The organism is Peribacillus muralis (assembly GCF_001439925.1).
GTDB classification, from domain to species: Bacteria; Bacillota; Bacilli; order Bacillales; family DSM-1321; genus Peribacillus; species Peribacillus muralis.
On the sequence record NZ_LMBV01000019.1, the window covers coordinates 1 to 15,174 of the forward strand.

Sequence of the window (15,174 nt, forward strand, 5' to 3'; positions counted from 1 at the left end):
TGAAGATCGAATTAGGAATACAGCTTAAGATTTAACCTTTTAGTGTCCAAAATATTGACTCAAATCCATACGCAATTTTAGTGCAAAACTGTTTTATAGGAAATAGTTTTAAAAAGAGAGGTATTAAGAATGAAATTAAAAATTAAAGATATAGCTAAGTTAGCAAACGTCTCAATTGCTTCAGTATCGCTAGCTTTAAATAATAAACCTGGAATTTCGTTTGAAACAAGAGAAAAAATCTTAAAGATTGCTCAACAGCAAGGTTATACTAATAAACCTTCTATCCCTGCTAAAAATAAAGTGGTCAGATTTGTAGCTTGCACAAGTCCAGGGATTGTAATAAAACAGTATGAAACCTTGCCTTTTTTTACAGAGTTAATTAAATATATTGGAGAGTATTTATCTTTAAAGGGATATTCTCTAATGATATCGACTATTAATTCAGAGAACTTAGAGAACGAAATTAACCAACTCACTGAAGATAATGCCTGTAATGGCATTCTATTATTAGGTACGGATTTAACAAAAAAACAAATTACTTTTATAGCTGAACATCAACCTAATGTAGTTGTACTAGACACGTGTTTTGAAACACTAAACATTGATTTTGTAAATATGAATAGCACTCTTGGCGCATATCAAGCTGGTACGCATTTAATTGACTTAGGACATCGAAGAATCGGTTACGTTCAATCGAATGTTAGAATACGTAATTTTGACTTGCGAAAAGAAGGCTTTTTAATGGCTTTAAAAGAATATAATTTAAGTATTTCAGAAAAAGATTATTTTTCGGTGGTGCCAACTACTCTTTCTTCACAAGAACAACTAAAACAAAATATCCTAAAGCGTGGTGGTGATCTACCAACTGCATTATTCTGTGAATCAGATTATATTGCTATTAGTTTAGTTAAAAGTTTAACTGAAATAGGAATTAAAGTTCCAGATGATATTTCTGTAATAGGTTTTGATGATATTCCTGAATGCAATGTAATGAATCCGGAACTTACAACTATTCATGTTCAAAAACGAAAAATGGCATCTCTTGCAGTAGATAGAATTATTGAACTAATGGAAATTTCTCCACATGAAAAGATTAAATTTGTTGTAGATACAGAATTAATTTCAAGGAATTCGTGTGTAAAAAAATAAAAGAAGACACAAGAGATTGAATATATATTAATTTTAGCAAACTTCATTTAATAATGAAGTTTGCTTTTTTTAGTGTTTTTTTAAGTTAAATTGTGTTTTTTTAGTGATTATACTGAAAATTTTCAGTTGTAAACGTTGACAACTGAAAAAAATAGTATTAATATTTAAATTAATTTTAGTTTATTTTAGTTATTTTTAAGTAAAATCTAAAATTTAATTCAATTTTATGGCTGCTCTTTACAGCAGCTAAGAGGAGGATGGTTATGCAAGACATTCAATCTTTAAAAGTAAAAGCGACAGAAATTAGAATGGACCTGCTAAAACTTATTTATGAAGCAGGGACTGGTCATACAGGGGGTTCTCTTTCTAATACTGATATTTTAACAGCTCTTTATTACAAAGTAATGAATATTGATCCTCAAAACCCCACTTGGGAAGACCGTGATCGTTACGTTCAAAGTAAGGGACATGCAGTTGAATCCTATTGGGCGATTCTAGCAGACAAGGGCTTCTTTCCGAAAGAAGAATTAAAAACATTCTCTCAATTTAATACAAGACTAATAGGGCACCCCAACAATAAAGTACCGGGGGTAGAAATGAATACAGGAGCATTAGGACATGGCTTACCAATCTCAGTCGGCATGGCATTGGCAGCTAAAATGGATGGGAAATCTTATAAAGTTTATACGTTGATGGGAGATGGTGAACAGGCAGAAGGGTCCGTTTGGGAAGGAGCAATGGCTGCTGCTCAGTTTAAGTTAGACAATTTAGTTGCGATTATTGATCGCAATAAACTCCAAATCACTGGAAGTACAGAAGATGTGATGTCAATTGAACCCTTAGGAGATAAATGGAGATCCTTTGGTTGGGAAGTTATTGATGTAGACGGGAACGATATTGAACAGTTAGTAAAGGTCCTTACCAATACTCCGCACTCTAACGGAAAACCAACGATGGTGATTGCCCATACCGTTAAGGGAAAAGGAGTTTCATTTGCTGAAAATGTAACGAAATGGCACCATCACGTGCCATCAAAAGAAGAATATGAGTTAGCCATGACAGAACTTTCAAAACAGTTGGAGGTGCTACAATGAGTAACGTTGCTTTAAAGCATAGTAGTGTTAACAAAATTGCTAATCGACAAGTTATCAGTGATGCATTGTTAGAAATAGGAAAAAACGATAAAGAAATTATAGTTCTTACCAGTGATTCCAGAGGGTCAGCTTCAATGGTTAAATTCGGAGAAGAACTACCACAACAGATCATTGAAGTAGGGATAGCTGAACAAAATATTGTTGGAATCGCTTCTGGATTGGCACACTCTGGAAAAAAACCATTTATTGCATCACCCGCTTGTTTTTTAAGCATGAGAAGCATTGAACAAATTAAAGTTGATGTAGCGTATTCCAATACAAATGTTAAATTAATTGGAATTAGTGGCGGAGTTAGCTATGGTGCCTTAGGTATGTCTCACCACTCTTTACAAGATCTTGCAGTTACTCGTGCTATTCCTGGTTTGGATGTCATGATGCCTGCAGATCGTCATGAAGCGAAAAAGATGATCGAAGCATTAATTGATTATGACAGACCCGTATATGTTCGTATTGGACGTAATCCTGTTCAAGATTCTTACACATCTTCAGATTATCATTTCGAAATTGGAAAATCCGTTACCATGAAGGAAGGAAATGATCTTACGATTTTTGCCATAGGAGAAACAGTCAGAGTGGCATTAGATTCTGCCGATGCTCTTCAACAAAAAGGGATCAATTGCAGAGTGATCAATATGCATACCATCAAACCGTTAGATGAGGAAGCAATCATTAGGGCAGCTCAGGAGACAGGAAGGATCATTACAATGGAAGAACATAGCATTTATGGTGGTTTAGGGTCAGCAGTAGTGGAAGTGGTTTCACAACATCAGCCTGCTCCTGTAAAAATTCTTGGAATACCAGATGAACCTGCTATCGCAGGGAAAACGGCTGAAGTATTCGAACACTATGGATTAAGTGTAAAGAATGTAACGGAGATTGCCATTCATATGGTTAATAATTGATGAGGTGTTCATATGGTACAAGAAAAATACATCCTCGCAATTGATCAAAGTACATCAGGAACAAAAGTAAAAGTAATTAATAAAAAAGGTGAAATTCTTACAAAGAAATCCTTGGAGCATCAACAGTATTATCCTAATTCTGGTTGGAGTGAACATGATCCAATAGAAATTTATTCAAATGTAAGAGATTTATTGAATGATATGGTAAGAACTACAACAGTTGATACAACAAATATTGAAGTTTTATCTATAACAAATCAAAGAGAAACTATTGTCGTTTGGGATAAAGAAACTGGATTACCAGTTTATAATGCGATTGTGTGGCAGTGTCGACGAACTGCAGACTTATGTAAAGAATTAAAAAATAAAGGACTTGAAAAAGTTGTTAAGCTCAAAACGGGTTTAACCCTAGACCCTTATTTTTCAGCAACTAAAGTGAAGTGGATACTAGATCATGTTGATGGAGCAAGGAAGAAAGCTAATAAAGGGCAATTATTGCTTGGTACCATTGATAGTTGGTTAATCTGGAAGTTAACAAACGGAAAAGTTCATGCTACTGATTATACGAACGCTAGCCGTACCATGCTTTTTAATATTTATGATTTGTCGTGGGATGATGAACTTCTTGACATTTTTACCATTCCAACAAGTATGTTGCCGGAGGTGAAATTTTCAAATGATCATTATGGAAGCATAAGTGATCTTTCAAACTTGCAATTACCTATTTCGGGAATCATAGGTGATTCTCAGGGGGCATTGGTCGGACAAATGTGTTTCGAAAAAGGCATGGTAAAGTCTACTTTTGGTACAGGATCTTCTCTCATGATGAATACAGGCAAAGAAGCAATTAAATCTGGAAAAGGCTTAATGACTACAATTGCGTACGCTTATGATGGGGAAGTTAGTTATGCTTTGGAAGGTATTATTCATAGTACCGGTGATACCTTAAAGTGGATAAAAGATAATTTAGGATTATTTGATTCGTTTGAAGAAGCCGAAAAAATGGCTACTTCAATAGAAAGTAATGATGGCGTTTACATTATTCCTTCATTTGTTGGTCTAGGGGCTCCTTATTGGAATCCTTATTCCAAAGCAGCAATCATGGGTATGAATCGGCGAGTAAATAAAAACCATATTGTTAGAGCCGGTATGGAGAGTATTGCATATCAGATAAGAGATGTAATAGAACTTATGAATCAAGAGTCTGGAATTGAATTGAAAGAATTAAGAGTAGATGGTGGCCCAACAACTAATAAGTTTTTAATGCAATTTCAAGCAGATATTTTAGGTATAAGTGTGATCAAAACCAATGTTCCAGAACTTTCTTCAATGGGGGCTGCATATTTAGCTGGAGTTAGTCAGGGATTGTGGAAAAGCATGGATGAAATAAAATCACTTAATTATCCTAAATATCGTTATTCTTGCGAGATGAGTCAATCTGATAGTACAAAATACTATCAAGAATGGAAGTCAACAATTGCATTACTAATGAATGAAGTTCAAATGAATACAGAAGAAAATTCAATCTCATTAAATAAAGAGATTAATAAAGTAGTTCAATAGCAAAAAAACGATAAGTGGAGGGAAACGATATGAGTAAAAATATGATGAAGGCTATTGTAGCACATGCACCACATGATTATAGATTAGAAAATAAAACTATTCCAGTTGCGGGTAAGGAGGAAGTTATTGTAAAGGTAAAGGCTTGTGGTGTATGCGCAAGTGATATTAAATGCTTTAAAGGAGCAGGAATGTATTGGGGAGATGAGTTTAATCCCCAATGGGTACAGGCACCAGTTATTCCAGGTCACGAATTTTTTGGAGAAGTTACCGAATTAGGTGAAGGTGCTGGAGAAAAGCATGGTATTAAATTAGGAGATTGGGTAATTGCTGAACAAATTTTGCCATGTGAAAAATGTCGTTATTGTAAGCGGGGTCAATATTGGATGTGTGAAGTGCATGATATGTTTGGTTTTCAAAAGGATATTGCAGATGGTGGTATGGCTGAATATATGAAGTATCCTAAAAATGCGATTGTTCATAAAATCCCGAAAACGTTATCAGTGGAATCAGCGGCCATGATTGAGCCATTAGCTTGTGCTATTCATACAGTACAAAGAGGAAGCATTGAACTTGACGACACAGTCGTTATTTCAGGAGCAGGTCCATTAGGTTTATTTATGATTCAAATCGCTCACTTAAAGACGCCTAAAAAACTTATTGTATTAGATATGAAAAATGACCGTCTTGAATTAGCTAAAAAGTATGGTGCAGATATTGTTATCAATCCAAGTGAAGTGGATGCAGTCGGACAAGTACTAGAATTAACTGGAGGATATGGTACGGATGTTTACATCGAAACATCTGGTCATCCTTCATCTGTTATACAAGGTTTAAAAATGATTCGTAAACTTGGTAGGTTCGTAGAATTCAGCGTTTTTGGGGAACCTACTACAGCAGACTGGAGTGTGATTGGAGACCGAAAAGAACTTGATGTTCTGGGTGCTCACATCAGTCCATACACGTATCCAATAGCCATTGATTTATTAGAACGTGGGTTAGTAGATGCACAAGACATAGTTACACACAGTTATAGTTTAAAAGAGTTTCAAGAGGCATTTAGTGTTTCTGCTAAAGGTCAAGAATCTATTAAAGTAGTCTTAAAACCTGAAGATTCATTGGATAATAAAAGTTTAAAACAAGAAACGACATCGATTTCTTAAACAAGAATAAAGTATCTGCTATCAAAAACCAATAAAGCATAGATCGAATTAAACGAAAATACATTCTAATTCAACATGAAAATACAGGAGGCTTCAAAAAATGAGGCCCTCTTTTGAGTATTGAAATCCATAGTTGGGGGTGCTAGAAATGAATACGCTTTCTTCTGAAAAGAGTACATTTTTAGGTTTACGTAAAGAATTAATCTTAGGATTAATAGGGGTCCTGCTTTTTATTGTTGGCGATGGATTAGAACACGCATGGATTTCTCCTTATTTGGTTGATGAGGGAATGTCTATCCAACATACTGCATTATTAATTACGATTTATGGTATAGCCGTGACAATTGGTGCATGGTTTTCTGGAGTTCTTGCAGAAGCCTGGGGTCCAAGAAAAACAATGTTAACAGGTGCAACATTTTGGCTAATAGGACAATTATTATTCTTAACTATTGCTCTTCCAACTATGAATTTAGCTATAATGATCCCTACGTATGCGATTCGAGGACTAGGCTATCCATTATTTTGTTATTCTTTCTTGGTTTGGGTAACGTATACAAATCCACAGAAGACTTTAGGGGCAGCTGTCGGTTGGTTTTATCTTGCTTTTACTGGCGGTCTTTATATCGTAGCAAACTATTATGCTTCATTTATGATACCTGTAATTGGGCATGTGGGACTTCTTTGGAGTGCTATGTTATGGGTAGTTGCCGGGACTGCTATTGTTATTATTTCTGTTAAAGGACGTATGCGTGAATCGGTTGATATGAAAGAACAATTAAAAATTCTTATAAGTGGGATAACAATCGTCAAAGAGAACCCGAGAGTAGGATTGGGAGGAATAGTTCGTATGATCAACTCTATTTCCCAATTCGGATTACCAGTATTTTTTCCAACATACTTGGCCAGTTATGGTTTTAGTACGGAAAAATGGCTTAGCATTTGGGCAACTGCGTTTATCGTAAATATTGCCTTCAACTTAATTTTCGGAATAGTTGGGGACAAAATAGGCTGGGGAAAAACAATCATGTGGTTTGGAGGAATTGGTTGTGGAATTGTGATGATAATCATGGCCTATGCGCCAGTGATTTTTGGAGACAACTATGTAGCCATATTACTCGTGGGATGTCTTTATGGTGCAATCTTAGCAGCATTTTGCCCAATCTCTGCATTATTACCATCTTTAGAACCTGACAAACGTGGGTCTACTATGTCTATCCTTAACCTTGGTGCAGGTCTTGCTGCATTTGTAGGCCCAGGAATTGTTGGCCTATTTATTGGCAGCATAGGCGCAGTTGGTGTGTTGTGGATTTTTGCTGTCCTTTATTTTACTAGTTCAATTTTAATGATTTGGGTAAAGTCACCAAGTGAAAAACAAGCAGAAAAACAAGAGACTTTAATCGGCTAGAAAGAAGATAAATTAACTTATGGTTTTTTTATTAAAACATAAAGGCAAATTTTTAGAGCAGTCATCCGATTTTTTAAACTTGACTGCTCACTTTATCATTTATTTAATATCATTTTTATCTAAAGCTAGTTGTAAATAATTAAGGTTTATATCCATATAGGAGTAGGCTGACACAGAAAAGGAAAATGAGAAATGAAAGTAGCCATTGCATCAGATAATGATCTTTGGTACCCGATATGACTAGCACTAAAGCAACAAGAAGCATAATAATACCAACCTATTAGCCATAAGGGGAAAGAGTGATTGATATTGGTCTAATTCTAAATATTGCAAAAGTATGGTTACTGACTTCTTTTGAATGAGGAAGACATGAAGAGCAAGGTTTGTAAAATCAGGGGATATGAAACACTATCTAAAAGTATTATAGTTTAAAAATTTTTTTCCAATAGCGAAAGTGTAATCCAATATGTGTAAAGTGTTCTAATCACAGGAAATAATCTATAACCAAATTAATTATTACACGAAAATAACTCTACAAACTAAAGGTAAGGTGATAAATATGTTTCATACAGTTGAAGACGCATTACAGGATTTAAAGGTAGGTAAAGTTATTATCGTGTGTGATGATGAAAATCGTGAAAACGAAGGTGACTTTATTGCACTTGCTGAACACTCAACACCTGAGGTGATTAATTTTATGGCTATTCACGGTCGAGGCTTAATTTGCACACCAATATCTGAACAGTTAGCCGAAAAAATTAATTTACCTCCTATGGTTTCAGATAATACAGATGTTCACCACACAGCATTTACAGTTAGTATCGATCATAAAACAACTAAAACAGGTATTAGTGCATTTGAACGTTCCGATACCATACAAGCACTAATACAAGAAGATGTAAAAGTGAGCGATTTTCGTCGTCCAGGGCATGTTTTTCCATTAATTTCGAAAGAGAGCGGAGTTCTTAGCCGTGTTGGTCATACAGAAGCAGCTGTTGATTTAGCCTTATTGGCAGGTGGAAAGCCTGTCGCTGTAATCTGTGAAATCATGAAAGAAGACGGTACTATGGCACGTGTACCAGACCTAATGACAATTGCTAAACAATTGAATTTAAAGTTAATTACTATTAAAGATTTAATTGCATTTCGGCAGAGAAATGGAGAGTTTAATATTCAGGAGTAGAAAAAAATTTTGTGACTTTATATATAATTTTACTAGTCTATCACAGAATAAGAAATTTACTGGGAAAATCCCGTGCGTAATACCAGTTCGATTTGGATTGGAGCCGAAGTACTTTGTAATCATTCCGCTTACCTTATCGAAAAGAAAGGAACCTTGACCGTTTCGTAATTGAAACTGTAAAAAAGCACACTTTATAAAAGCCGATGTTTCCTATATTAGGAAAAATCGGTTTTTTCCTGAATTTACGATCTAGCTAGATGGTATAACAATGACGAATTTATGCTAGGGGGATAATATCAATATATCTCTCATGAACCTTTCATTACATATATTTAACATAATTACTAATAATAAAATAAAGCTCTTTTCGTAAAGATTGTTGTTTTTAATACTCAACTATTTATGGTTGATTTGAGCGGAAAGCGAGCATTGGAGAGGAAATCAACCACAAGGTATTACTTGGTGATTAGCAACAAAATATGCGAAAACAGCCTAAAATAAACATAAACATTAATGGAACGAACAACACTTATCAAAGAGGAGCAGGAAAGTGCGAATTGGACGTTTTCATAAGAAGTCTGAAGAAAAACCTACAACAAATCGTATAAACGACGGTACCTTATCCGACGATATGAATGAAAATGTAATGAGAGTAAAGAACGAACTCGGGCACAGCGCAGATTTGTCTGTTCGACTGATTGAATCTCCACACCATAAATCGGTAGTACATGCTGCTGTAATCCACCTTGACGGTATGGCTGACGCTAATATGATCAATGAAAACATAGTGAACCCGTTAATAGAGTGGTTTAAAGAAAATGATCAAATATTGACCGAGATGGAGGAACGGGCTGGCCGCATATTAACTGTTTCCCAATTAACCGTAAAAGAAAGTTGGCAGGAACTCATATCTTCTGTTTTGACTGGTGATACGGTTGTATTGGTGAATGGCAATACAAAAGCAATCATCGCCAGTACGAAAAGTCAGCCATCCCGTGCAATAACCGAACCGACAAGCCAAACCGTCATTAGAGGTCCAAAAGACAGTTTTACTGAGAATTTAAGAACCAATACGTCATTAATACGTGCCAGGATCCAAAATCCTGATGTGCGTTTAGTCAGCATGAAGGTCGGAAGTGTCACTCAAACGGATATAGCGATCATGTACATACAGGGAATCGCGGATGAAAGCATTGTGAAGGAAGTTAAAGAACGTGTAAAAGGTATTGATATCGATGGGGTTCTTGAATCGAATTATATTGAGGAAATGATCCGGGATGACTCAATGACCATTTTTCCTCTGCTTTTGAATACTGAACGTCCTGATGCGGTTGTCGGTAACCTATTAGAAGGTCGAATTGCCATCATTATTCACGGAACTCCCTTTGTATTAATCGTTCCTGCAGTGTTTTCTCAATTTTTTCAATCTCCTGAAGACTATTACCAAAATCAATATATCAGCTCCTCTTTAAGGTTATTAAGATTCGGGGCCTTTTTTCTATCGATGTATGCATCCTCTATTTATTTGGCACTAATTACTCATCACCAGGGGCTTATTCCTACAACTTTAATCGTCAGTTTGATGGCTCAAAGAGAAAATGTCCCATTTCCAGCGATCGTTGAAATATTTGTGATGGAAATAGCCTTCGAGATTTTACGGGAGGCTGGGATTCGAATGCCAAGAGCGATTGGGCCAGCCGTATCGATAGTAGGAGCACTCATTTTAGGCCAGGCGGCAGTTGAAGCGGGATTTGTGGGAGCAGCGGTGGTTATTATTGTAGCCATATCGGCAATCAGCAGTTTTACGCTTCCGAATACCAGTCTAGTTAATGTGACGCGTGGAATTCGATTTATGTTGCTTTTCGTTTCAGCATTTATAGGCTTATATGGCGTATTGCTTTTCAGTTTATGTATCTTGCTTCACATGAGCAGCCTAAGGTCTTTTGGTGTACCATATTTTGCTCCAATTGCTCCATTTCGTTTCAAGGAGCAAAAAGATGTTTTATTTCGTTTCCCGCTACCATCACTTTTTAAAAAATCATCAAGAAAATAAAACTGGCTTAAAGCGGGGGAAGAAAAATGAAAATGAATATTTCATTGTTATTGTCGGCAGCCATTTGCTTACTGATTTCAGGTTGTTCGAATTACAGGGAATTAAACGACCTAGGTGTCATAATAGCCATGGGAGTTGACCATAATGAAGATCCAAAGCAACCGTACCGAGTAACATATCAAGTCATAAATCCGAGCGGACTATCCCAAACCAACAAAGCGGGAGGTCAAGGTCTCGCTGTCATAAACTATACGGTAACAGGAAAAACTCTTTTGGAGACTTTAGGTAAGTCAGCTTCGGTTATTCCGAGGGAAAATAACACAACACATCTTTCCCTCATCATAATTGGTGAGAAGTTAGCTCGAAATGATCTGGATTTATTATTCGATGGTCTAGATCGGGGTAAATACTCTAGGGTAAGTATTCCAATCTTTATTGCGCGCGGGCAGACTGCTAAAGATGTACTTGGGGTAATTGAGCCTCTTGAGATAACTCCAGGTAAGAATATCATTAGTACTACACAAAATAATCAGAAGTTGTATGGATCATCTAGTGAGGTATTAGCTTATGAAGTCATTGCTTCGCTGTTGAGTGATGGCAAGGATGTATCACTTCCCGGAATCAGCATTCGCAATGCTTCCCAGATCGGGAAGCAAACAAAAAATTTAGAGACGACGGATCCGACTACTATCAAGGTGAGCGGATTAGCCGTTTTCAGAAAAGGAAAAATGGTGAGATGGTTGGATGGAGAAACGGCCCGAGCCGCTCAATTCGTTACATCGAAGGTGAAAAATACGCCCGTTGTGTTACCTTGTAAAAAAGGCAATGTGACAATCACCACAATCGGTGTAAAAAGTAAAATGGTAACCGAAATACATCATGAAAAACCAGTCATTCATTCTAAAATTAACGTGATGGGAGAACTGTTGGAAACAACATGTCAGCTTAATTTTAGCGATCCCAACGTGTTAAAAGAATTCGAAAAAAAAATGGTAAAAGAAATAGAACAACAAATTAAAAGGACAATCCGTATCACTCAAAAAGAGAAGGCAGATATTTTTGGTTTTGGTGATGCCTTGTCCCGAACAAACCCCGCTTATTGGCGCGAAAACAAAAAGAATTGGGACAACCTTTATTCAGATGCGCCAATAGCATTGAAGGTTAATGTAGAAATCATCAATTCCGGACTGCTAATGGAACCTTATGGGACGAAATAAAAGATGGAGGATGTGAGGATGCATTGCCTAAAATAAAAATTGATGGTTTCCAATTGTTTTGTATGATGCTCATTTTTATGTTTGGCAGCAATTTATTGCTTACTATAGGAAAGGGCGCCAAGCAGGATGTTTGGATTGTGAATCTCTTATCAACCCTTTTTGGTTGTTTACTGTATTTTGTGTATATTTCTTTATTTAAAAAGTACCCTGACTTACCGATGACCGGTTATATACGAAAAATTTGGGGTAAATATATCGGCAGTGCATTGAGTTTTCTCTATATCATCTATTTTGTATATCTGGCTTCGAGAGTATTACGCGATTTTGAAGAATTATTAATTAGTTCTACGTATAGACGCACCTCGATCATAACGCTGGGCATATGCATGATACTTGTTATAATTTATGGTGTTCATTTAGGTTTGGAAGCATTTGCCCGTGTGGCTTGTTTATGCTTTGTCATTATTATCATGGCGCTTTTTATTCTGAACATAATGTTTGTACTAGGAGGATATACAAAATTGGAAAACCTGCAGCCTGTATTAGGCAACGGATGGGGAATGGTTTGGAAAGAGATGATTCCTACAGGTATCACAGTACCTTTTGGAGAGTTGATTACGTTTACGATGATTCTTCCGTATTTGAATAAAAGTGGTTCTGCCGTTAAAGTGGGCTTCTTTGCAATAATTCTTGGTGGAGTTTCTTTAACTCTTAATTCAATCATGCTTTTGTCTGTATTAGGTCCAGAGGCGGTCCTTAGGTCTAATTTCCCTTCTCTTACAGCTGTGAGTTATATTAATATCGCTGATTTTATTGAAAGACTGGATTCACTGATTCTTATTTTAATGATCATTTTAGGCTTCATCAAGATTTCGATCTTTTTCTTTTGTGCCATTATTGGCGCAGCGGACTTATTTCAAATGAAACCATCTCCTATCTTCATTTATCTGGTTGGCGGAGTTATTTTCATCTCTTCGATAATGATTGCTCCTAGCTATCAGGCACATATAAATGAAGGGTTAAAAATTGTCCCTTACCTTTTACATTTACCATTGCTCATTGGTATTCCCATTCTATTATTGCTTACCGCCTCCATTAAACAAAAATTAAAACCAGCAGTTTCATGAAGAAGGAGGCTGCCGGTTTTTGAAGGCTGAGAATATGACCAAATATAGAAAGATTGCCGTAAATAAAAAGAGCAGGAAGTGATCTTCTCCACGGGCTACTATCAAATATTGTTTGATACTATAGAAAGAGTGCAATATACTCAAGCCTTGTAACTTATCAATAAGAATAATAAGTAAATATGTGCTAAACAAGATAGACAACGATGGTAGCGCTCTCACTAATATATCACCTCATTCTTTTTTCTTACATTGTGGTTAATACGTTAAAATTATGTATGAACACGTACCAAAAAGTCATTTTAGATCCTTATATTTAGAAATCTTATGGTTGTAGAAATACCATACTCCCCATAAAATGGTAGTATACAAACCATTAAGGAGTGTAAAAATGAATCTTAAAATAATGACGGTGACCTTTGGAATGTGTTCTTCTTTATTGCTTTCTGCTTGTGCAACTGAAGAAAAAAGTGTTGTGGAAAAAAAAGAAACCAGCCATGAAGGACATTCTGAGCATGAAGCATCAGCTGATGTCCAGGAAGGAACCGCAAGTAAGGAAATCCCGCCAAATTTCTTATCAGGAAAACCGGAAGACATGAAGACCATCTATTTAGCGGTCGCCCAAAATAAAGATCTATTAGAAAAAATCCCTTGCTACTGCGGTTGCGGGGAATCAGCAAATCATAAAAACAACTATGATTGCTTTATCCATGAGAATAAACAAAATGGTGAAGTGGTTTGGGACGACCATGGAACGAAGTGCGGCGTTTGCTTGGAAATTGCAGCACAATCGATATTGGACTGGAATGACGGCATGAACATTAAAAAAATCAGGAAAAAAGTGGACGAAAAATATAAAAGTGGATATGCAAAACCGACTCCCACTCCACAAGTGTAACGAAGTGTTGAGCAATGGTCTTTTTCTGGTTACATTCGGATAAAGGCCGGTGTTTATTTTTCCTAAAAAACGGATTTCTTGGACATAAGTAATATATCCTGAGCGTGATAGGGAATACTTCCAGTATATAATTAAAAGTAAGGGAGATATTCAATTGACACTAATCCGCCTTGGTTATGTAGCCATGAGTACTCATGTCCCAAACTGTTCACCATCCCAGACGATGACCTTTGCTCAGTTTTCAAAAATTAAGGACAGAGATGCAGCCATAAGGAAACTCGAGCGCATTTCCATTTCCAACCTTCATAATTGTTGGCGTTTGCTGATTCATAACGAAACGAACCGGATACAGTTTTTTAGACTTTCATCTAAGCTGATTCCACTAGCCAATCATCCAGAAATCCAAGAATGGGATTACATTGAGCCAATCTCAGATGAGCTTGCCAAAATAAAAAGCTTCCTCGCCAAACATCCAAAGATGAGAATAGATTTCCACCCAGATCATTTTATCGTCTTGAATAGCTCCAATGTTGATATTCTGAAAACATCCTTAAAAACCTTGAAAATTCATCATATTTTATTGCGGAATATGGGGTTGGACCCTGAGCATCGCTGTGTTTTGCATGTTGGCGGCGGTTACGGTGAACACGAACAGGCTTTGGAACAATTCATCCATAATTGGGGCTTGATACCTGAAGCGATTCAAAGAATGATCATTCTCGAGAACGATGATACAACCTATACATTGTCGGAAACCCTTTACTTATGTGAAAAACTGGGGATTCCCATGGTTTTTGATTATCACCACTACCTTGCTCATCATTTACCCGATGAAAACTGGACAGAGCATTGGGATCGAATTATTACTAGCTGGAGAAATTCAAAACTGCCCCCCAAGATGCATATTTCAAGCCCAAGGTCGGAGAAAGAATATAGGGCACACGCTGAGTATGTGGATGCAGCGATGTTCATGGATTTTTTGCAACAGATAAAAGGAACGGTTCCTCAGCTGGATTGCATGATTGAAGCTAAACAAAAGGATGAAGCACTTTTCCACTTGATGAATCAGCTTAAAGCATACAAAGATATAGAAATCATTGATGAAGCCAGCTTTTATATTCATTAACCAGCTCTGTAATAGTAGGTAAAGAGGAGAAGGCTTAGTTTCTCTTTATCGCACTCATTAAGTTTACATAACGTTATTATTGTAAATTATAAAACGGCATTAAAACAAAAAACGCAGGAAGAAAGGAGATATATTCAAAGAAAGGGGATTTCACTAGCTAATTACGTGAATGAGACTGTTCAATTACACAGAAAAGTACCATCCTTATAAAAATTTTCAAGTATTTTTAGTCGCATAATA

The 15,174-nt window shown here is 36.4% G+C and carries 11 protein-coding genes and 1 pseudogene; all 12 read left to right on the forward strand.

From position 1 onward, the window contains the following. The first annotated feature begins 129 nt into the window (after positions 1-129). The 12 genes and pseudogenes from ASU00_RS18310 to uvsE all read left to right on the forward strand — a co-directional run bounded on the left by ASU00_RS18310 (position 130) and on the right by uvsE (position 14,934). Positions 130-1,149, forward strand: coding sequence for a LacI family DNA-binding transcriptional regulator (locus tag ASU00_RS18310; protein WP_057914922.1), 1,020 nt, complete (start codon positions 130-132; stop codon positions 1,147-1,149). Between the two features lie 263 nt (positions 1,150-1,412). Then, entirely contained in the window at positions 1,413-2,243 is an 831-nt protein-coding gene (locus ASU00_RS18315) for a transketolase (RefSeq protein ID WP_057914923.1), read from the forward strand. Then, complete coding sequence (locus ASU00_RS18320; RefSeq protein WP_057914924.1) at positions 2,240-3,205, forward strand: transketolase family protein; 966 nt, start codon at positions 2,240-2,242, stop codon at positions 3,203-3,205. Before ASU00_RS18315 ends, ASU00_RS18320 begins: the two co-directional genes overlap by 4 nt. Before the next feature lie 12 nt (positions 3,206-3,217). Beyond that, on the forward strand, positions 3,218-4,768 hold the full coding sequence (gene glpK, locus ASU00_RS18325) for a glycerol kinase GlpK (protein WP_082630439.1): 1,551 nt from the start codon (positions 3,218-3,220) through the stop codon (positions 4,766-4,768). Positions 4,769-4,797: 29 nt separating this feature from the next. Beyond that, positions 4,798-5,928: an alcohol dehydrogenase catalytic domain-containing protein gene (locus ASU00_RS18330; protein ID WP_057914925.1), complete on the forward strand. Its 1,131-nt coding sequence runs from the start codon at positions 4,798-4,800 to the stop codon at positions 5,926-5,928. A gap of 148 nt (positions 5,929-6,076) precedes the next feature. Next, positions 6,077-7,333 (forward strand): MFS transporter, encoded by a 1,257-nt coding sequence (locus ASU00_RS18335; protein ID WP_057914926.1) that lies wholly within the window; start codon positions 6,077-6,079, stop codon positions 7,331-7,333. Positions 7,334-7,892: 559 nt separating this feature from the next. Continuing rightward, positions 7,893-8,489, forward strand: a pseudogene (gene ribB, locus ASU00_RS18340) (3,4-dihydroxy-2-butanone-4-phosphate synthase); the annotation flags it as partial. A gap of 577 nt (positions 8,490-9,066) precedes the next feature. Next, positions 9,067-10,569 carry a spore germination protein gene (locus tag ASU00_RS18345; protein WP_236712772.1) on the forward strand — a complete coding sequence of 501 codons (1,503 nt, stop codon included), beginning with the start codon at positions 9,067-9,069 and terminating at the stop codon, positions 10,567-10,569. A gap of 26 nt (positions 10,570-10,595) precedes the next feature. Then, entirely contained in the window at positions 10,596-11,786 is a 1,191-nt protein-coding gene (locus ASU00_RS18350; protein ID WP_057914927.1) for a Ger(x)C family spore germination protein, read from the forward strand. A 23-nt stretch (positions 11,787-11,809) separates the two neighbouring features. Next, positions 11,810-12,913: a GerAB/ArcD/ProY family transporter gene (locus ASU00_RS18355; protein WP_057914928.1), complete on the forward strand. Its 1,104-nt coding sequence runs from the start codon at positions 11,810-11,812 to the stop codon at positions 12,911-12,913. 388 nt (positions 12,914-13,301) lie between these two features. Then, positions 13,302-13,808, forward strand: coding sequence for a PCYCGC motif-containing (lipo)protein (locus ASU00_RS18360; RefSeq protein WP_057914929.1), 507 nt, complete (start codon positions 13,302-13,304; stop codon positions 13,806-13,808). A gap of 154 nt (positions 13,809-13,962) precedes the next feature. Further along, on the forward strand, positions 13,963-14,934 hold the full coding sequence (uvsE, locus tag ASU00_RS18365) for a UV DNA damage repair endonuclease UvsE (RefSeq protein WP_057914930.1): 972 nt from the start codon (positions 13,963-13,965) through the stop codon (positions 14,932-14,934). Positions 14,935-15,174: the final 240 nt, after the last annotated feature.

Coding starts and splice junctions, on each gene's coding strand:
- ASU00_RS18310 (WP_057914922.1), top strand. CDS start 130: ATGAAATTAAAAATTAAAGATATAGCTAAGTTAGCAAACGTCTCAATT.
- ASU00_RS18315 (WP_057914923.1), top strand. CDS start 1,413: ATGCAAGACATTCAATCTTTAAAAGTAAAAGCGACAGAAATTAGAATG.
- ASU00_RS18320 (WP_057914924.1), top strand. CDS start 2,240: ATGAGTAACGTTGCTTTAAAGCATAGTAGTGTTAACAAAATTGCTAAT.
- glpK (WP_082630439.1), top strand. CDS start 3,218: ATGGTACAAGAAAAATACATCCTCGCAATTGATCAAAGTACATCAGGA.
- ASU00_RS18330 (WP_057914925.1), top strand. CDS start 4,798: ATGAGTAAAAATATGATGAAGGCTATTGTAGCACATGCACCACATGAT.
- ASU00_RS18335 (WP_057914926.1), top strand. CDS start 6,077: ATGAATACGCTTTCTTCTGAAAAGAGTACATTTTTAGGTTTACGTAAA.
- ASU00_RS18350 (WP_057914927.1), top strand. CDS start 10,596: ATGAAAATGAATATTTCATTGTTATTGTCGGCAGCCATTTGCTTACTG.
- ASU00_RS18360 (WP_057914929.1), top strand. CDS start 13,302: ATGAATCTTAAAATAATGACGGTGACCTTTGGAATGTGTTCTTCTTTA.